Source organism: candidate division WOR-3 bacterium, assembly GCA_039802005.1.
Lineage (GTDB): Bacteria > Hydrothermota > Tepidihabitantia > SM23-42 > JAOAFX01 > JAOAFX01.
Genome location: JBDRVV010000037.1, coordinates 1 through 20,147, shown reverse-complemented (window position 1 = coordinate 20,147; position 20,147 = coordinate 1). Strand labels below are relative to the sequence as shown.

The following is a 20,147-nucleotide window of genomic DNA, read 5'->3' as shown; positions in this document are numbered from 1 at the left end:
GGAACTCAGGCACTTTATTCCAACACAGGCGGCAGTGATAACACTGCCAGCGGATATTATGCACTTTATTCCAATACGACCGGTAATTACAACACTGCCATCGGTTCCCAGGCGCTTTATCTGAACACGACCGCGGGTCACAATATTGCTATTGGAGAAAGGGCGCTATATAACCAATCCTATTACAATGCCGGTACCCCATGGAATAGTTTTAATATCGCTCTCGGTGACAGTGCCCTTTTCAGCAATCAGCCCACGAGCACTTCAAACGGAATATATAACACCGCCTTAGGACATCGGGCACTTCGCTACAACACGACGGGCACTTATAACACTGCCAGCGGATACCAGGCGCTTTTTTCTAACACAATAGGCTGGGATAATACTGCCAGTGGATACCAGGCACTTTATTCCAACACTACCGGCTATTTAAACACTGCCAGCGGATACCAGGCACTTTATTCCAATACTACCGGCACTAATAACACTGCTATCGGACATCTGGCACTTTTCTACAACACCAGCCATTTTAACACTGCTATCGGCAGTAATGCGCTTTATTCCAATACCACTGGCGGCTATAACACTGCAATCGGATACTATGCGCTTTCTTCCAACACGACCGGTTCTTATAATACTGCAGTGGGCAGTTATACTGCGACAAATGGCAATAGTGATAACACTGTGGCTCTGGGCTATTTGGCAGACCCCACCGCGAGTAACCGGGTGCATATCGGGAATACATCAATTACCTGGATCGGCGGGCAGGTTACCTGGAGCACCTATTCGGACGCAAGGACAAAAACCGATGTGCGCGAAAATATTCCTGGTCTTGATTTTATTATGCGGCTTAAACCGGTGAGTTTCAATTGGGATACAAAGGCGCTCAATCAATTAATGGGTGTGGTTGATACTGCTGAATGGCGAGGGAAGTATGATATTGAGAAGAAACGCATCTCCGGTTTCTTGGCACAGGATGTCGCAAAGGCTGCGCGCGAATGCAACTACGATTTCTCAGGTATTGACAGCACCGCGAATGTCTATTCCTTGAGTTACGCCCAGTTCGTCGTACCTCTGGTCAAGGCAATGCAGGAGCAACAAGCACAAATTGAGAAACAACAGGCCGAGATTGAGGAACTAAAAGCACAACTCAAGATACTTCAGGAGAGAATGGGAAAGTAGTCCAGCGGAAGGGATTAATAGAGGATTCTGTCGTTTCTGTAGCGTTGCTATTTATCCACTTACGAAGTGGGGGTTAAGTCAGGCAGAATAACGGTGAATTTTGAGCCTTGACGCAGTCTGCTCTCTACTTTAATCTCGCCCTGATGTAACTGGACAATATGTTTGACGATTGATAGTCCGAGTCCTGTACCACCCTGTGTTCTTGAACGTGCCTTATCAACGGTATAAAATCTTTCAAAAATGCGCGGAATTTCTTCTGATGGGATACCAATACCTGTATCTGAAACAGTGATATAGAATTTATCTTTTTCGTATTTTGCTGAAACCTCAACCCCTCCCTTTTCCGTAAATCTTATTCCATTGCTCACGAGATTGATCAATAATTGTTGGATTAGAAATCTATCACCCGAATATGTGGGGATTGAAACTGGTGAAAAATTCAAATATAGTCCTTTTTCTTCGGCGGTCTTACGAAATAGTGAAATTACCTCCTGTATCAATTCATTCAGGTCAATCTTTTCAATATTGAGTTTTCTTTCCTGTCTTTCAACATCAGAAAGTACAAGCAGGTCAGAAACGATGTTTGTCAATCGTTCAATATTTTCCCGGACAATCTTGACAAATCTTTCCCTGTTTACCTTGTCCAGATCCGGGTCATCCAGTGCTTCAAGATAACCCTTGATTGCAGTCAATGGAGTGCGCAATTCATGGGATAGATTGGTGATAAAATCTGCCTTTATTCTTTTCAGATTTTTTGCATCAGTTATGTCATTAAAAAGATAAATAAACCACTGCTGGGATTCAAGATAGAATCTTGATACAATAAATGTCTTTCCCAAATCCGGTAGTTCAAGTTCCATAAATTCAATTTTCTTATCAGGAATTTTATTGGTAAATTCTATGAATTCTCTGTTGATTATCAGTTCTTGAATTATTTTGCCACTCTGAAATGCTTTTTCTCCAAAGATTTTTTGAATACTCCTATTTGCCTGAATAATTTCGCCGCTCAGTCTGGTTAAAACAAATCCTTCCTTCATCTCTTCAAAAAATATATTAAGTAATTCTTCTTTCCCGCCCGAAATTGATTTCTTCTCCTCTAATTTCTCAGCAAGGGCATTTAAGTTTTCTATCAGATTTGCGAGCATCCCTTTTGTTTTCTTTAAGATTCGTGACGAATATTTTGCATTCAGCAAATCTTTAGTGTATTGAACAATATCCTTCAAATTTTTGTAGTAAATAATTAAATGGAGTAGCAAAAAAAGTATAATAAAAATTAAGATTATAATAATTAGATAAATCATGCTAAATCCAATTTGTATCCAACACCCCTGACGGTTTTGATAAATTTACCACCCGGACCAAGTTTTTTTCTAAGATTGGTTATATGAACATCAATATTACGGTCAAGAATTGTTTTACCAATGACATCAAGAAGATTGTCTCTTGTAAAAACCCTGCCCGGGTTCTTCATAAAAGTATATAGAATTCTAAATTCAGTTGCGGATAAATCTATTTCTTTTTCTTTATAGAAAACCTTATGTTTTTTTACATCCATAACGAGTTCATCAAATTTAAAAATTTCTTCAGTTGTTTTTTCAGAAGTTGTGCGGCGTAATATTGCCTTTATTCTCGCAATCAATTCCCTGGAACTGAATGGTTTCACGATATAATCATCAGCACCGAGTTCAAGTCCCAGAACCCTATCAACTTCCTCACCTTTTGCCGTGAGAATAATTATCGGTAGATTTTTCGTTTGTTCTTTTGACCGCAGTTCCTTGCAAATTTCAAATCCATCAATATCCGGAAGCATCAAATCCAGAATCAAAAGGTTGGCAGGGTTTTTTGATAAATACTCCATGCCATCATAGCCATTAACAAAACCTTCTACAGAAAATCCATTCTTTTCAAGATTATAACGTACTAAATCAAGAATTACGGGGTCATCTTCAATAACCACAACTTTCTCTTTAGCCATCTATAGATAATGATAACCAATATTTTCTTCTGGTCAATAGATATGGTTAAGATTTTTAAAGATTTGATTCTGATGGTATATACAGATTGTGCTTTATGACATCCCCTTTTGTCATATAGATAATATCTTCACAAATATTAACAGTTAAATCTGCAATACGTTCAAGGTCCCTGCCAATCAATAATGCCGATATTGCATTGCTTGACATGGAATGATAACTATCCATTGTATTAATAACCTCATCCGTCAATTCCTTGAGTTCTTTATCAACAAATTTATCCTGATTGATAATTGTTTTTAAATTACTTGTATCATTACTTGTAAATGCACTAAAAGTATCTTTAAACATTTTTTGAACAATGTTGAACATATTTTTCAAATTCTTAAAACTGTTTATTGAGGTATATACTGAAATACGCTGGGCAATATTAACACAATGGTCAGCAATTCTTTCTAAATTATTATTGATCTTTAATAATGAAACGACCGTCCTTAAATCAGTCGCCTCGGGCTGAAAAAGGGCAAGGAATTCAATAAACAATGTTTCATTTTCTACTTCAATGCGATTTGATAGTTGCTCAAGATTAGTAATTATGTTATTGGCAATCACATGGTCGCGGTTATATGCACATTTTTCAGTATCCCGCAGCATATTATCTACGAGACCCGCAAATCTTATTATATTTGTCTTGAGTTTTTCTATCTTCCCTTTCAACATATCAATCAGCCCGCCCTTATCCAAACCTACCTGTTATATACGCCTCGGTCTTTGGATCTCTGGGATTGGTAAACAACTTTGATGTCTGACTGTATTCAATCAACTCACCAAGATATAAAAATGCAGTCCAATCCGAGACCCTTGCCGCCTGCTGCATATTGTGGGTTACAATAACGATTGTATATTTTTCTTTCAGATTTATCATCAATTCCTCTATCTTCGCGGTAGATATTGGATCAAGGGCAGAGCAGGGTTCATCAAATAGTATTATTTCAGGTTCAATCGCAAGGGTGCGCGCAATGCAAAGTCTCTGCTGTTGTCCACCGGAAAGGGAAAATGCCGAATCATGCAGACGGTCTGCAACCTCATCCCATAATGCCGCTGCTTTCAGCGCATTTACTACCCTTTCTTCAATTTCTCTCTTGTCTGTAATCCCGTGAATCCTTAAACCAAATGCCAAATTTTCAAAAATACTTTTAGGAAATGGATTGGGTTTTTGAAAGACCATACCGACTTTTTTTCTCAAATCATATACATCATATAGTGGATCATAAATATTTTCACCATCAATCCAAATCTCTCCCTCTACTTTTGCTGATGGGATTATATCATTCATACGATTTAAACAGCGAATAAGCGTACTCTTACCGCAACCCGACGGACCAATGATTGCCGTTATATTATTACAGTATATTTCAAGACTAATGTTTTTCAGGGCATGATTTTCTACAAAAAATACATTTAAATTTTTAATGATAATACTCGATTTCGCCATACTGCATTGGGCAGTATCTATTTTTGTTTCTTTATTTATCGCTGTAATCTCTACCATAACCTCTTCTTTCTCTGTCTTATTCTTATAATTATTGCAACAAGATTCATTCCTAAAACAAGTATCAAAAGAACCAAGGCTGAACCATAGGCAATTGGCACCTGCTTATCCGGATATGTTCCCTCGGTCATCAAGGCATAGATATGATAAGGCAATGCCTGAACCGGTGATAAAATTGAACCGGGCAATTTTTTGCTGAAAAATGTTGCGGCAGTAAATAGTATCGGTGCGGTCTCTCCGGCTGCACGTCCTATTGCGAGGACTACACCAGTTAATATACCTGGTAAAGCTGCAGGCAAAACAATTCCTTTTATGGTCTGCCATTTTGTTGCACCAACACCATATGCAGCCTCACGGAATGAATCAGGAACAGTCTTCAGTGCCTCAACCGTTGTACTTATTATCACCGGCAAAATCATAATACCCAATGTTAATGAACCAGAAAGTATAGAAACACCAAAGCCAAAGAATTTTACAAAGACTGCAAGTCCGAATAAGCCAAAGACAATAGAAGGAACTCCCGCAAGATTATTTATGCCTGTTTTTAGAATTCTCAAAATTACATTATCTTGAGCATACTCATTTAAATATATCCCTGATAAAACACCTAATGGTAAAGCAAAAAGCACCGAACCAAGGGCAAGGTAGAATGTTCCTAAGATTGCCGGCAGGATACCACCTGCAGTCATTGATTTTTTGGGCATACTGGTTATAAATTCAAGACTCAAGACCCTGGCACCCTGAAGGCTGATAAAAACAACAATAACAAACAAAAACACTGCACTTATTATTAGTGAGAGGAACAAAACTGAAATTCCAATGTTTTGAATACTTCTTCTCCTGTCTTTTGATGAATTTTTCTTAATTGTTTGATTTTCTACAGGATAGTTCATTATATTTGACATTTCAAGAGTATTGTTACCCATGTTCATCTCACCGCTGTAAATTTTTTGTGAAAACGATGAGAAATATGTTCAGCGATAATATTAAATATCATTGTCATAAAAAATAACACAATCGCAATACCAAAAAGTGCATAATAATGTTCGCTTCCCACGACTGTTTCTGCCATTTCTGCCGCAACCGTTGCAGTCATTGTTCGCACCGGTTTTAGCAGAGAAAAAGCAATGTTTGCAGAACCACCCGCGACCATAAGGACTGCCATTGTCTCACCGATTGCCCTGCCCAAACCTAAAATAATACCGGTTGTGATACCGCTTGATGCTGCTGGTAGAACGATTTTTGTCATCGTTTCCCACTTGGTCGCGCCCAAGGCGAGCGCTGCTTCCCTGTATTCCTTCGGGATTGCCGTCAATGCATCTTCAACAATGCTGGTGATTGTAGGAAGAATCATAATACCTAAAACAATGGCAGCAGAGAGCGCGGTAAAACCTGTAGGCAGATTGAACAATCGTTGAATTATCGGAGCAATAAAGAGTGCTCCGAACAGACCATATATTACCGAAGGCACACCAGCAAGCAATTCAATAATTGGCTTGAGTGTCTCTTTAAGCCACTTTGGTGCAACCTCAGCAATGTAAAGAGCACACATAATACCTAATGGTGTAGCAAGTATCAGCGCACCAAGCGTGACAACTAAAGAACCGTAAATCATTGGTAAAATTCCGAATTCTGGTTCTTCGTGGGTTGGATACCATTCCATCCCGAAGAGGAAATCTTTGAGACTGACAAATTTCAAAATTGGTGTTCCTTGAGAAATCAATACAATCACTATTCCTGCAAGGAAGACGAGCGCACTTAGAGCAATAATAAAGAGAACAATTTTTATTGTACCCTCAGTCATTCTGCGGTTCAGTAGCATTCAAACTCCCTCAAAACATTTTCTCTGAAGAATCATACCCCTCACCTTAATCCTCTCCCCAGGGGGAGAGGAAAGTGAGGGGTAATAGTATCTATTTAACCGGCACAAAGCCATTATCGCGGACTATTGTCTGTCCTTCAGTTGAAAGTATGAATTCAATGAAGGATTTGGCAATGCCTGATGGATTACCATTCGTATACATATATAATGGACGTGCAAGAGGATAAGTGCCATTTTGGACAGTTGCTTCTGAAGGTGTAACTCCGTTAACCTTCAGCACTTTGACTTTGTCGCTCAGATAACCGAGTCCCACATAACCTATTCCACCCGGGGTTTGTTCTACTGCCCTTGCTACTTCAAGATTGGATGCAAGCATCAATGCACCATCAGTTAGTTTTGCACCACCAAGAACTTTTTCATTAAATACTTCATAAGTTCCTGAAGCCGCATCCCTTGATACGGCAACGATATTGCCTTTGCCACCGAGTGCATTCCAGTTGGTCATTTTACCGGTATATATCTTTTTCAAGTCTTCAACAGAAATTTCATTGATTGGATTACTGGGATGAACGATAACCGCAATTCCATCCATTGCAATCACAGTTCCTACTGCATTTACACCCTTTTCACGTGCCTGTTTGATTTCTTTTGTCTTCATTGGTCTTGAAGAATTGGCAATATCACAGGCACGGTCAATGAGTGCCGCAATGCCGGTTCCTGAACCACCCCCCCGCACCATAATATCTGCATCAGGGTGTTTCTCCATATATGCTTCTGCTGAGGCCTGGGCAATAGGTAGAACCGTTGTTGAACCTTGAATCACAAGGCTCTGGCTGAAGCCTAAACCTATTAGCAATGATAAAACCAATAAGTTTTTCATATTAACCTCCTCACATTAATAAGAACACTTTGCTTGAATCATAAATTTATCCACCGGAACCTTTAAGGTGTCTTGATATTCAGTAAGTTGATAATTTGCTTGAATCAATAGATTGTCACTTATTTTGTAATTTAATCCCAAAATTTTGGTGTAAACCGCATCTATATTAGCCGCGGCTGTCGTATCTGTTACATTCTTATCCCATATATCGTAACGGGCTAAAATTGCAAAATTCTTGGTGATATCAATCTGACCGATAAATGAATATCCCACACCCTTGGTTATTTTGTTATCAGGGGTCTTACCATCTTCAGAAATAAAATACTCACCAATCAATGATGCAAATGCATACCTTAATTGGACAACCCCCGTCATTCTGTTTTCAGTTAAATCAACGGAAAGGGTTTCACTATCCGCTGCACTCCAGTATTTTGTAGTGGTCTTCTCCATCCAGTAAGAACCCTTTAACATTATTCCAAAATTTCGTAAGAAAACAGGGGGAACGATTGAAGCATTAAAACATTTTGCTTTATTCAAATCAATCTCTGTTGGTTTGCTATAACCAGAACCGTTAAAGGTTTGAATAGAAACATCACCAAACCCATTTGGCAGATAACCATAGAACCCAACACCCAAATCAGCGGTATTGATTTTTTTGAGATGGTCTTCCAATGACTTTTCAATAAGTGGGTATTCCCATAAATCAGCCAAACCAAAATAGACTTTCTGTAATCCAATCATAAGTTTAGCATCAGGAATGTATTTACCAATATAAGGCAAAGTCCAGTCAGCCTGTCCGTATTTAAATCTTACAAGCCAATCCGAATCCTTTGTGTAACCCGCCTTCATATTTATGTCAATTGTGCCACTAAAGGCAACAGGTGTGGTGGATGTCTTCCACCTTATATAACCCCTATCAATGGAAAAAGCATGGGGATGTTTACTCGCTGTATCCGGTTTCATCAGGTAATCATAGGTATATCTGACCCAGATATAACCGTATATAGGGGCATCCGCATAGACCATGCTGACGCATAACAACAAAAACATGCCCCAAAGGACGAATTTGGGATTTAGGATTTGAGATTTGGGATTTAACCCCATATGCCTCCTTTCACAAGACATTATACCTTCGGGATATTAAGTTTTAATTAACCAAATGTTAAAAGATGGTTAAGATAGATTGTCATTTTCGCCCTTGACAAATGTAAATTATTGATTAATATATAATAGGCTTAAGTCTTTATGATAAGAACACTTTTTTTATAGAAAGGAGGTGAAATCGAAAAAATACGGGTTTCATTTAGAAATTAGAGATATACTAACCATAAAGGGGGTGTAAGGTGCGAACAACACTATTGGTGTTTGGAATTATATCGTTTATAACATGGGGTAGTGCAGATTGGGAATCTATCGGACCATACGGTGGCTATATAAGACCAGTTATGGTATCATTCAGCGATCATAATATTGCGTATGTTGCCACATACAGCTCGCCAGCATTCATTGCAAAAACTACCAACGGTGGTACGAGTTGGACAACCGTGGGTTCTATCAGTAGTTATCCTTATTGCGGTGCTATTGATCCCACAAACCATAACAATTTATATCTCGGTGGTAATTCTTATTTTTATCGCTCTACTAACGGCGGAGTAAACTGGAGTAGCGTTTATGTTCAAAATTCAGTAATATATGGTATAGCTGTTCACAACACAAATCCTACAATTGTTTATGCGGCAGGATATGCCTATGATGGCACAAGATATAGATTGGCTTTTTTCAAAAGTACAAATAGTGGTGTGAACTGGGCTACAACTTATGTCACAGACAGCACAGGTTATGGTTATAATATTGCGATAGACTATACAAATGCGAATACTGTATATATTTGCGGATATTCTTATTACAACAGCACCTATTGGCCTGTGGTATACAAATCAACAAATGCAGGCACAAACTGGACACTGGTCAATTCTGGAATACCATCCAGTACCTATTATGTCTTATCCGTCGCTGTCCACCCAACGAATCCAAATATTGTTTATGCCGGGGCATATACCGGGATATATCGCTCCACAAATGGCGGGACTTCCTGGACCCAGGTAAGTACCCATTATTATAATTATGGAATGTCCGTAAGTAGTGCTGCGCCAAATGTAGCGTATGTAGGCGGTTATACAGATATTTACAAAACGACAGATGCTGGTGCAACCTGGTTCTCTGTTTCTACGGGTGTGCAGGGCAATTATTTCTACTTTATTCCGATGAGTCAACAATCTGGTCAAATAGCATACTATGGCAGTAGTAAAGGTATTTACAAAACAACTAATGGAGGTTCAAATTGGTTTGATGTAAATACTGGTCTTAGCTTAGGTACAATCTGCAGTTTCACCAATGCCCCTTCTTCACAGTCAACAATATATACATCAATAGAAGGGATGGGTGTTTATAGAACAACCAACAGTGGAACAAACTGGACCTTGCTACCCACACCGGTGAGTTGCGGGAACATCTGCGAATTTGCTGTTGCCTATAACAATCCCAATCTTGTATACGCATTAGAAGGAAGTGGTTGAGGCAATGCTGAGCTCTATAAGAGCACAGACGGCGGGTCCGTCTGGTCAAGTGCATTGGATACATATTATGCTGATGGCGGAGCATTGGTTATAGATCCTAATAACAGTTCAATACTCTATAGCGGCGGTTACCAATATTACTATGATGGTACAAATTACACTTACTATTTTATTGTATCAAAGTCAACTGACCAGGGCACTAGTTGGGAAAGGGATACGATTATCGGAACTTTAAACAATCTCAGTTGTTGTTATGCATTGGCAATTGACAGAAGCAATTCAAATATAGTTTATGCAGGCGGAAATGCAGGAAGTACCCCGGCTTTATTTAAAACCACCAATGGTGGGATTTCCTGGTTTTCTTCTTACAGCGGGTTGAGTGGAACTGTGTACGATATAAAGATTGGTTCCACTAAGGCAAACATATTATACGCAGGAACTTCTTCAGGAGTTTACAAATCAACAAATGCTGGTGCAAACTGGACGAACACAGGATTATCTGCAAGTGTCCAGGCAGTTTTAATCAATCCATCCAATGAAAATGAAATATATGCTGCAACAACAGGCGGTGTTTACAAGAGTACGACAGGCGGAGGTTCCTGGACATTGATGAATACAGGATTGCAAAACACGAATACTACATCACTTGGTATATATCCTAATAATTACCTCTTTGTTGGCACGAACGGCAGCAGTATGTATCGGTGGAGTCTTATGGTAGGTACAGAAGAACAAAATATATCCGGAGCGATTAAGAAACTCACGGTTGAACCCAATCCCTCAAACAGATTTTTCAGGATAACCTACGAACTAATTCAGCCCAGCCATGTAAATCTCTCAATTTATGATATTCAGGGCAGATTTGTGAAAAAACTAATAAATGCAAAACAGACAAAAGGCACATACAGTGCAATCTGGGATGGAACTGACGAAAGAAATGTACCGATAGCAAACGGAATCTATTTCACCAAACTTGAAACTGGGGGATTAAAAGCAATTCAAAAACTAATCCTGAACAGATAGAAAACAATCAAACAATATCTTGGATGGAGCACCCGGTTAAAACCGGGTGCTCCATTTTGTATTTTCTCTACTTCTCCTATTTAAATTTTTTTCGATCCCGCTTGCGAAGGGGGAAATGTTAACCTTGCTGGTTTGATTTTAGTTCCCCGATCTTTCCTCTTATCCAATCCCAATCAGGATTCCCATAATTAAAAAAACATTTAAAATTATCCTTTAACCAGTCATAGCCATCAATTTCAACATAAATGTGAATAGTATTCCCGTGATGCTACACTTTTAGTTTTTTTAAATCTTCAAAAAATCTTGCTATTGTTTTGATTTTGTTACTCTCTTCAATCTGTTCCGTGGTTATGACAAAAGTTCCATCTGTATCAACCTCGGCGATAGCCCTTCCTTTTTTCGCTGGTTTACTTAAAGTCAAATCTCCATCTTCATCTAAGGTTATAAAGAAAACCTTTATATTTTTAGTAACAGGACTATTTTTAAGTTTAATATTCCAATATCCGGTTTGTGCAACCCTTTCTCTTAAGGATGCTTTGGAAGACACGATAGCAATCGGTTTACATTTTTTGGGGTCATAAATCACTAAATCTGCATCTGGCAAATGCATTCCGAATTCCCCAAAGTCTACTACAATATTTCTTTTCACTTTTGACAAACATTCTGTAAGATTTCTATCAGCTTTGTCTAATGTTGCTCCCTTTATCACCTCAAGTCCCATTGCTCTTAATTCTTCCACTATATATTCTAAAATGACATCCTCTAACATATTACCCTTAAAAGGTTTCCAAGACTGCTCAGCATCTTTTATGCCAAATTTTAATATATTCTCTTTGTATTTCTGTCTTATATCCATTAGTATCTTCGTAAAGTTATTAATACCCTCTCTTCTTAATCTGTCTTTTATGTGCTGTTTCATATTTTTGGAGAACTCACTTTTTTTATCTCTCATAATATCTCCATTCAACTCTTAAATTTTTTTGAACTTCACTTTTACCACTTTTCTTAACAATGATTAAATATTTAAACCCTCTAAGATAAAAATTATGCTGAATTGCCTTGCTATGCCAGAAAGGTGTGTTTGAAGACTGATTCCGCCTTACCACACATATTATATCTACGGGTTGGAAATATTTTGTAAGCCTTTCATAAATTTTAAAACCCACAGGAATAAAAATTCGTTTTGCCCATTGATCTCCTATAAGCCAGGCAAGAACTTTATTATCCTTCAATACCCTGTAGCTTTCCTTCATAACTTCTTCAAGTTCATTAAAAAATTTATCATCACTTGCGGATATATTTCCAATGTTAAGTGGATGCTCATTATACTTAATATTATCACCGTAAGGCGAGTCAATAAAAATCATATCCACAGAGTTATCTCTAAGAGGTAACCTTCTGGCATCAGCCTGAATAATATCAGACCTTGTTGGTACTATATCAAATGCTATTACTCTCCTCTTTTCCTCCAGACAAACATCAATTGTAGTTCCTGACCCAGCCATAGGGTCGCATACCAAATCACCAGGTTCAGTGTACCTATGAACTAAATTATAAAGTATAAAAGCAGGTGTAACACCGGGATATTTATTATTTCCTTTCGGTGTATTACCATAGCTCTGAGTAGGAAAATCCCATAATGTTGTCGAAATAATAGGTGGTTTAAAATTTTCTTCAACTGTGAGATTACCTCTGCTTTCATTTAATGGTAAATTTTTATCTTCTAATGCTGCACATAGAACTTTTACTCCTTTTTCAGATAATATATCTCTCCATGAAAAATTGAGTTTCCTAAAAATATTACTCGCCTTTTCTAATTTTTTTATTTCTCCATTGGGTTTAACCTTAACATAATAAGGGTATTTCCCATTAAAAAGTTTAAGAGATTTATCATATGATCCGTCAGTAATTGATATAAATGGTCCATATAAGATGTCGGAATCAAGATTATATAAAAAGATATAGTTACCATTTTTTATTGAAAGAACTTTGTGCCCATAAATTTTATTAGTCACAAAAGTTAAACTTTCAAGCATTTCCCTTTCACTTTTTATAGTGCACGCAAATATAAAACCATATTCTACCGTAGATTTATTTGACTCTTTTCTCAAAAGATTTTTCATTTTTAGTTTCTCGTTTCTATCAACTCCTTCTTTTTGTTTTTCAAAATTTTCAAATAGTTGTTTACCAGTTCTAACAGTATTAAATTGAATTTTTCTTCTCCTTTGTCTTTATATAACAATGCTTCTTCTAATTGTTGGAGAATTCTCTGTTTTACCAAAATTAACTCTCTGTATTTCACATCGGATTCAATAAATGGCCCCTTTCCACCATTCCATTTACTTCTTTCGTTATAAATTTTAGCCAGTGCTCTCTCTATTTTGCGGTTTCTCATAAACACCTACCTTTGACTGCCTATCCTAATATTATACAAAATGTCTGCGTAAAGTCAAGTAAAGAATTCCTTATAACTCCACCCTGTTCATACACTCCGGAATTTCAGTTGGTATGCCTAATGCCTCTAATTTTCCTTTCAACACCACTGCCTCGGTGATCTCGCCATGAATCAAAAATATTTTTTTCAGACGGCCATTCTTGACTGTTTTGACAAACTCAATCAAGTCATTGCTATCTGCATGGGCAGAAAGCCCGGCCATAAAATATACCTTTGCCTTAACCTCAAATTTTGTATCAAATATAAAGACTTCTTTATAGCCATCAAGGAGTTTTCTACCAAGGGTTCCTGAAGCCTGAAATCCAGTCAGGATTATAATATTATTTTCATTTTCTATAGAATGTATCAAATGATGTAGCACCCTGCCACCTTCACACATACCTGAAGCAGATATAATAATCATTGGGCCTGTTTTCTCATTCAATTTTTTTGAACCTTCCTGGTCTTTTATGTATGTGATGCCCGGAAAATCAAATGGTTCCTCTTTAAGAAACTTTTCATAGGTCTCTTTATCAAAACACTCTGGATGTCTTGAGAAGACTTCGGTCACACTCGTTGCCAGGGGACTATCAACATATATCGGAATATTTTTCAACACGCCTTCTTCGTATAATCTTTTAAGCATCGTAACCAGAACCTGGGTTCTTTCCACTGCAAATGCCGGAATAATTATTTTACTCTTTTTTTGTTTACCTTCAAGGATTATATCTTTTAATTCAGTGGTCATCTGTTCAAATGAACTATGGACCCTGCTTCCATAGGTAGATTCAAGTATTAGATAATCAATATCCCGGGGAATCTCTGGGTCTTTGATTATCGGCATATTCTTCCTTCCCAGATCACCGCTGAAAAGAATCCTCTTCCCATCAAACTCAATCAAAACTTGTGCGGAACCAAGGATATGTCCTGCGTCATAAAATGTTATAGATACACCATCAATCGGTTCAAATTCATTATTGTAATTAATGGCTCTAAAATATCGGAGCGATTCTTCTGCATCTTCAACTGTATAAAGTGGTTCTTTTGTTGGCAGGCCTGCCTTGCGTTGTTTTTTATTAAAGTATGCAATATCGTTCTCCTGGAGATGGGCAGAATCAAGCAGCAAAAGTTCTGCAATATCTTTTGTTGCTGGTGTGCAATAGATTTCTCCATTAAAATTCTTTTTCACAAGTGTCGGTAGATTGCCTGAATGGTCAAGGTGGGCATGGGAAAGCAGAACACATCTTATTTCTTTCGGTTTAAATGGAAATGTCCGGTTTATCCTTTCTGCCTCTGCACGGTGCCCCTGATAAAGTCCGCATTCTATCAAAAATTTCTGTTTTTTATATTCAAATAAATGCATTGAACCGGTAACGGTCCTCGTCGCACCGATAAAAGTTATTTCCATAGAAGATAATAATCAAAATATTTAAAAGGTCAATATTTATTGAAAAGAAAATTTGTCAACATTTTCCGCCTGTCTGGAAATGGGAAATGTTGATTTTTGAATAAATTCTTTATCCTCGCAGGAAAGAATCATTTTCCATCTTGAATTTTTTTATAATTATTATACAATTAAGAGACTGTTAGGAGGAATGATGAAGAAATTTTTAATCTTTATTGTAATCGGCTGGGGCCTTTGCCAGGACACACTCTGGACAAGGAGATATGATAATGGACTTGATGAGGCAGGTTATAGTGTTGCGACTGATAATGATGGGAATATCATCGTTGCAGGGGTAACTGTTGATGCAATGGGTGGTACAGTACCAGGCAATTGTCTAATAGTAAAATATAGTCCGAATGGAAATTTGCTCTGGACAAAAGAATATGATGCAGGTGGTGATGACTGGTTAATTGATGCAGCGGTTGATCGAGGAAATAATATCATCGTAGCGGGTTATACTTTTGATACTACAAGTTATTTTGCTCAGGCCTTAATTATTAAGTATTCTCCATCTGGTGATACAATATGGTCGAGACGATATCAAAGTGTTTTCTTTGATATTGCTCAGGGAGTAACTACAGATTCAATGAACAACATCTATGTAAGTGGTTTAAGTTTCAATGGGAATACCTATGACCTTATTTTATTAAAATATTCGTCAAATGGCGATCTGGTGTGGGATAGAATTTATGATAATGGTTTTGATGAAATAGGATATCGGGCAGATGTTAGTAGCGATCAGTCTGTTACGGTGTGCGGAATTGTTTATCCACCTTCATACGAAGCTGATTTTCTTTTAATAAAATATCTTCCTAATGGTGATACATTATGGACGAAAGTTTATAACTTTAATGTGGATGACATATGCACGGATATTGCAATAGATTTTGGAGATAACATCTGCTTAACGGGCGCTACAGGGGCTTATCCTGCCTATGATATCCTGACCGTTAAATGTAATCCAAACGGTGATACAGTCTGGTCAAGGATATTTGATTATGGTGGTGATGATGAGGCACTTGGTATTGCTATAAACTCCAATAATGATATCTTTGTCACAGGAGTTTCAGAAGGAAATTTATATGATTATTTGACCCTCCGTTATACAGAGTCGGGATATTTGAAATGGGAAGGAAGGTTTGATACCGGGAATGATGACCAGGGGCTCGGTATTGCCGTTGACAATTCCGATAATATAATTGTTAGCGGTGCATCTTATAATGGGACTAATTATGATTTTCTCATTGTTAAATACCACCCTGATGTCGGGATAAGTGAATATGTAAAGCAAAGAAAATCAGCACCTAAAATCTTTCCTAATCCAGCATCGGACAAAATTTACCTGCAGACTTCAAAAAGGAAGGGTACGATTGAAATCAAAATCTACGATGTCTGTGGAAGGTGTGTTAAAGCAAAGAAATTTGAAGAAAAAAATGATTTGTTATCAATACCAATCTCAGACCTTGCACCGGGAACATATTTTATGGAAATTAGAACCCAAAGTCAAAAAACAATGAATAAATTCGTTATCATGCGTTAAAAAATCATAAAACTTGACTTTAGGTAAAAATAAGATATAATCAATAGCCTGACTTTCATTGATTTTATATTAAGGAGGTATTTTTATGGGACAGAAAGGGTTAAAGAATATTGGATTATTTGGGCATGCAGGTTGTGGAAAAACTACCCTTGCTGATGGAATTGCATTCTTTTGCGGTGCCAACACAAGATTTGGCAAGGTTAGTGATGGAACAAGTATGTTTGATACCGACCCGGATGAGCAAAAACGAGGTTGCAGTCTTAATCTGGGGCTTGCGACCTTTGAATATGAAGGGATAACATTTAATTTAATTGATACCCCGGGATATGCTGATTTTGTCGGCGAAATGATGAGCGGACTTTATGCGGTTGATATCTGTGTTGTAGTGGTGGATGCCACCACAGGCATTGCAGTGGGTACAGAGAGAATTATGAATGAAGCATTGAAGCGAAATATACCCATTGTCTTTTTTATAAATAAAGTTAAAAAAGAAAATGCAGATTTTTATGAAGTTTTAAAGAGTTTGAATGAAATTTCAAAAAAGAAGATCGTGCCTTTTAATCTTCCAATTGGTATGGCGGAAAAGTTTGAAGGGGTTGCAAATATTATAAAAGAAAAGGCATATATTACAAAAGATGGAAAGACAACCGAAGTAGCGATTCCTGCTGATTTAAAAGATAAGGTTTCAAAATACCAGGAACTATTTATTGAATGTGCCGCAGATAGCGATGATAACCTGATGAATAAATATCTTGAGTCCGGTTCTCTGAGTATTCAAGAATGCATTCCTGCTGTAAAGAAGGCAATAGTAGAAAATAAAGTAGCTCCATGTTTTTGTGGTGAAGGGCTTGAGCTCATAGGCATTCAGGATTTTATCAATATGGCAACCGAATTTCTCCCTTCTTATGAAGAATTCCCCGAATTACTACTGGATGGTAATAAAATTAAAAGAAATGAAAATGAACCTTTTGTCGGATATGTCTTCAAAACCATAGTTGAACCCCATCTTGGTGAACTCTGTTATATAAAGGTTCTGAGCGGTAAACTGAGTATGGGCGATACCGTAAATAATACTACACAAAATACAGAAGAAAAAATTGCCCAGATATATTTTATTAAAGGAAAGGAGAGAAAAGAGAGTAATGTCTTATCAGCAGGGATGATTGCGGGATTGGTGAAATTAAAAAATACCCATACCGGTGATACACTGGCAAAAACAAATGTTAAACTACCACCGATTGAATTTCCTGCGCCATCAATATCAATGGCGATCGTACCCAAGGCAAAAGGCGACGAAGAAAAAATTTCTAATGGTCTAACAAAATTAAGGGCTGAAGATCCCACATTCAGTTTTGCCTACGACCACGAGATAAAGCAATTAATCATTTCCGGAGTTGGTGAATTACACCTTGATGTGATTCTATCAAGACTCCAGAGAAAATATGGTGTGAATGTGGAACTTACAAAAACGAAAATAAAATATCGTGAAACATTTACAAAAAAGACCGAAGCCCAGGGGAAATATAAAAAACAGACTGGTGGACACGGACAGTATGGTGATTGCTGGTTAAGGGTTGAACCGCTTCCCAGGGGTCAGGGCATTGAATTTGCTGATGAGATATTCGGTGGTGCAATACCTGCCCGTTATATACCTTCGGTAGAAAAGGGTGTACGCGAAGCATTAGATAAAGGTTTTCTTGCTGGATATCCTATAACCGATGTAAAGGTTACGGTCTATGATGGTTCATACCATCCAGTTGATTCTTCTGATATCGCATTCCAGATTGCCGCTTCAATGGCACTAAAAGCAAATGCCGAAAAAGGTAATGTAGTCCTTTTAGAACCAATAATGGAAGTTGAAGTATATGTACCTGAAGAATTTATGGGTGATGTGATCGGCGATTTGAATAGCAGGAGAGGTAAGATAATGGGAATGGAGGCGATAGGTAAAATACAGGTAGTTAAAGCAATGGTACCTGAGGCAGAAATGTATAAATATTCAACGAGCCTCCGCTCAATGACCCAGGGCAGGGGTTATTTTACAATGAAGTTCCATCATTATGAAGAGGTGCCGAGAGAAATAAGCCAGAAGATCATTGAAGAGGCAAAGAAAGAAAATAAATAATGAGACCTCTACTTATTAAATTTGACGGATTCGGCATACCAAGTTATGGCACAATGCTTGTCATTTCATTTATCGTTGCCCTTTTTCTTGTCAAACGAGAAGCTAAAAAACACAATATTGCCCCGGTAATAATTGAAAATCTTGCATTCTGGTTAATGATAGGTGTGATCCTGGGCGGTAGAGTTCTTTATGTGTTATTCCATCCATCTGAATTCAGGGACATAATAAGTATTTTTGAAATATGGAACGGTGGAATGATGTTCTTTGGCGGATTTATTGGGGCATTCATTGCTGGTGCAATATATGTAAAAAGGCAAAAGATTTCAATCACATTGCTGAGCGATATGGTGAGCCCTTCTATCGCCCTTGGCGAATTCTTTACCAGAATCGGCTGTTTCCTCAATGGTTGCTGTTTTGGTAAACCAACAAAGTTACCCTGGGGTGTCCATTTTCCTCATGGTTCATTCGCCTATCACGCCGGCCTTGATTGTGCAATACATCCTACCCAGTTATATTCATCCTTTTTCGGTCTATTCCTCTTTTTCTTCCTCCAGCGCATGCTTCATCAGAAACATCATCAGGGACAAATTTTTGCATACTTTTTAATATTTTATGGCGGTTTTAGATTTGGGGTTGATTTTATACGATATTATGAAGATACAGGCAATTTCTTAATCAATCAGATAATCTCAATAATAATTGTATTCGCAGGAATATTACTTTTAGTAAAGGCAAAAAAGACTAATCTTTTATCCCAATAGTCGTTTTTATCCTTTCTGCAATTACCTCAGCAGAAATTGGATTCTCAAGATTGATAAAATAAAGTTGCCATAGATGCTTGACTTTTCTTGAAACGACGATTCTTTTTCCATCACTGCTCACCCTTGGGTTCCAGTCCGGGACATCATTGTATGTTAGCCGGATCAGGCTCTTTTTATTAATATCAAATTTGTATATCTCAAATTCTCCATCCATATTTGAACGAAAATATAGATTATCACCTGCAAGATGAGGGTCGGTCTCGTCATATTTTGTATAATATAATATACGCTCACCTGAACCGTCTGGCTTCATAATAAATATATCTTCACTACCATTTCTTTTTGATGAAAAAACTATAAATTTCCCATCCGGTGTATAAGAAGGAAATCCATCCCAGTAATTATTCTTCGTCAACCTGAATGCCTGTTTCTGCATAAGATTTATTTTGTATATCTCCCATCCGCCATCACGGTTTGTAACATATACAATCTCTTTTCCATCTGGAGAAAAAGTTGGTGAAAAATCTGTATAATCATTATTAGTCAGTTTTATAGTGGAGTCAGTATTGATATCATAGAGATATATCTCCTCGTCACCATCTACACTTGAAACATATGCAATCTTATCACCTTTCGGCGAAAACGCCGGGTCGGTGTTCATACCCCTGTTCGTCAATTTTTTTACTATTGTGCCATCCAATTTTATGAGATATATATCCGAGATATCCCTTTTTGCCGCAGCAACCGCAAGTAATTCATTGTCTGGACCAAAACAACCCTTGAATTGATTCATTTTTCCCATTGGGATAGGACTTGAAGAATATGGATCCAT

The 20,147-nt window shown here is 37.6% G+C and carries 19 protein-coding genes; 6 read left to right on the top strand and 13 right to left on the bottom strand.

The window, feature by feature from the left end; translation table 11 throughout:
* Positions 1–1,182 (top strand): tail fiber domain-containing protein (locus tag ABIL69_10275; protein MEO0124372.1); only part of this gene is annotated, 1,182 nt, incomplete at its 5' end.
* A 59-nt stretch (positions 1,183–1,241) separates the two neighbouring features.
* Here ABIL69_10275 and ABIL69_10270 read toward each other — a convergent pair.
* From ABIL69_10270 to ABIL69_10235, 8 genes are all read right to left on the bottom strand, one after another.
* On the bottom strand, positions 1,242–2,483 hold the full coding sequence (locus ABIL69_10270; GenBank protein MEO0124371.1) for an ATP-binding protein: 1,242 nt from the start codon (positions 2,481–2,483) through the stop codon (positions 1,242–1,244).
* Complete coding sequence (locus ABIL69_10265; GenBank protein ID MEO0124370.1) at positions 2,480–3,157, bottom strand: response regulator transcription factor; 678 nt, start codon at positions 3,155–3,157, stop codon at positions 2,480–2,482. The genes ABIL69_10270 and ABIL69_10265 overlap by 4 nt, the downstream gene beginning before the upstream one ends.
* A 55-nt stretch (positions 3,158–3,212) precedes the next feature.
* Positions 3,213–3,899 carry a phosphate signaling complex protein PhoU gene (gene phoU / locus ABIL69_10260; GenBank protein ID MEO0124369.1) on the bottom strand — a complete coding sequence of 229 codons (687 nt, stop codon included), beginning with the start codon at positions 3,897–3,899 and terminating at the stop codon, positions 3,213–3,215.
* Complete coding sequence (pstB, locus tag ABIL69_10255; protein ID MEO0124368.1) at positions 3,892–4,650, bottom strand: phosphate ABC transporter ATP-binding protein PstB; 759 nt, start codon at positions 4,648–4,650, stop codon at positions 3,892–3,894. The genes phoU and pstB overlap by 8 nt, the downstream gene beginning before the upstream one ends.
* Positions 4,651–4,700: 50 nt before the next feature.
* Positions 4,701–5,600 (bottom strand): phosphate ABC transporter permease PstA, encoded by a 900-nt coding sequence (pstA, locus tag ABIL69_10250; GenBank protein ID MEO0124367.1) that lies wholly within the window; start codon positions 5,598–5,600, stop codon positions 4,701–4,703.
* Between the two features lie 35 nt (positions 5,601–5,635).
* Positions 5,636–6,529 carry a phosphate ABC transporter permease subunit PstC gene (pstC, locus tag ABIL69_10245; protein MEO0124366.1) on the bottom strand — a complete coding sequence of 298 codons (894 nt, stop codon included), beginning with the start codon at positions 6,527–6,529 and terminating at the stop codon, positions 5,636–5,638.
* Positions 6,530–6,620: 91 nt separating this feature from the next.
* A complete protein-coding gene (locus ABIL69_10240) occupies positions 6,621–7,409 on the bottom strand; it encodes a phosphate ABC transporter substrate-binding protein (protein ID MEO0124365.1) in 789 nt (262 codons plus the stop codon).
* A 15-nt stretch (positions 7,410–7,424) separates the two neighbouring features.
* Complete coding sequence (locus ABIL69_10235; GenBank protein ID MEO0124364.1) at positions 7,425–8,513, bottom strand: hypothetical protein; 1,089 nt, start codon at positions 8,511–8,513, stop codon at positions 7,425–7,427.
* Positions 8,514–8,752: 239 nt separating this feature from the next.
* On the opposite strand from ABIL69_10235, the gene ABIL69_10230 reads away from it, so the two are divergent.
* Together ABIL69_10230 and ABIL69_10225 are read left to right on the top strand one after the other, a co-directional pair.
* Positions 8,753–9,985: a hypothetical protein gene (locus tag ABIL69_10230; protein MEO0124363.1), complete on the top strand. Its 1,233-nt coding sequence runs from the start codon at positions 8,753–8,755 to the stop codon at positions 9,983–9,985.
* An 84-nt stretch (positions 9,986–10,069) separates the two neighbouring features.
* The gene (locus ABIL69_10225) at positions 10,070–11,008 is read left to right on the top strand and encodes a T9SS type A sorting domain-containing protein (protein ID MEO0124362.1); all 939 of its coding nucleotides are present in this window, start codon (positions 10,070–10,072) and stop codon (positions 11,006–11,008) included.
* A 268-nt stretch (positions 11,009–11,276) separates the two neighbouring features.
* Here ABIL69_10225 and ABIL69_10220 read toward each other — a convergent pair whose 3' ends face one another.
* From ABIL69_10220 to ABIL69_10205, 4 genes are all read right to left on the bottom strand, one after another.
* Complete coding sequence (locus ABIL69_10220; protein MEO0124361.1) at positions 11,277–11,960, bottom strand: BsaWI family type II restriction enzyme; 684 nt, start codon at positions 11,958–11,960, stop codon at positions 11,277–11,279.
* Positions 11,950–13,131: a DNA methyltransferase gene (locus tag ABIL69_10215; GenBank protein MEO0124360.1), complete on the bottom strand. Its 1,182-nt coding sequence runs from the start codon at positions 13,129–13,131 to the stop codon at positions 11,950–11,952. Before ABIL69_10215 ends, ABIL69_10220 begins: the two co-directional genes overlap by 11 nt.
* Before the next feature lie 2 nt (positions 13,132–13,133).
* Positions 13,134–13,403 (bottom strand): hypothetical protein, encoded by a 270-nt coding sequence (locus tag ABIL69_10210; GenBank protein MEO0124359.1) that lies wholly within the window; start codon positions 13,401–13,403, stop codon positions 13,134–13,136.
* A 70-nt stretch (positions 13,404–13,473) separates the two neighbouring features.
* Positions 13,474–14,850, bottom strand: coding sequence for an MBL fold metallo-hydrolase (locus ABIL69_10205; protein ID MEO0124358.1), 1,377 nt, complete (start codon positions 14,848–14,850; stop codon positions 13,474–13,476).
* A gap of 190 nt (positions 14,851–15,040) precedes the next feature.
* On the opposite strand from ABIL69_10205, the gene ABIL69_10200 reads away from it, so the two are divergent.
* The 3 genes from ABIL69_10200 (at position 15,041) to lgt (ending at position 19,315) form a co-directional block, all read left to right on the top strand.
* Complete coding sequence (locus tag ABIL69_10200) at positions 15,041–16,429, top strand: T9SS type A sorting domain-containing protein (protein ID MEO0124357.1); 1,389 nt, start codon at positions 15,041–15,043, stop codon at positions 16,427–16,429.
* An 85-nt stretch (positions 16,430–16,514) separates the two neighbouring features.
* Positions 16,515–18,554, top strand: coding sequence for an elongation factor G (gene fusA / locus ABIL69_10195; protein MEO0124356.1), 2,040 nt, complete (start codon positions 16,515–16,517; stop codon positions 18,552–18,554).
* A complete protein-coding gene (gene lgt / locus ABIL69_10190; protein ID MEO0124355.1) occupies positions 18,554–19,315 on the top strand; it encodes a prolipoprotein diacylglyceryl transferase in 762 nt (253 codons plus the stop codon). Before fusA ends, lgt begins: the two co-directional genes overlap by 1 nt.
* Here lgt and ABIL69_10185 read toward each other — a convergent pair.
* Positions 19,296–20,147: DPP IV N-terminal domain-containing protein (locus ABIL69_10185; protein ID MEO0124354.1), on the bottom strand; the 852-nt coding region annotated here is incomplete at its 5' end. The two genes, lgt and ABIL69_10185, sit on opposite strands and share 20 nt — an antisense overlap.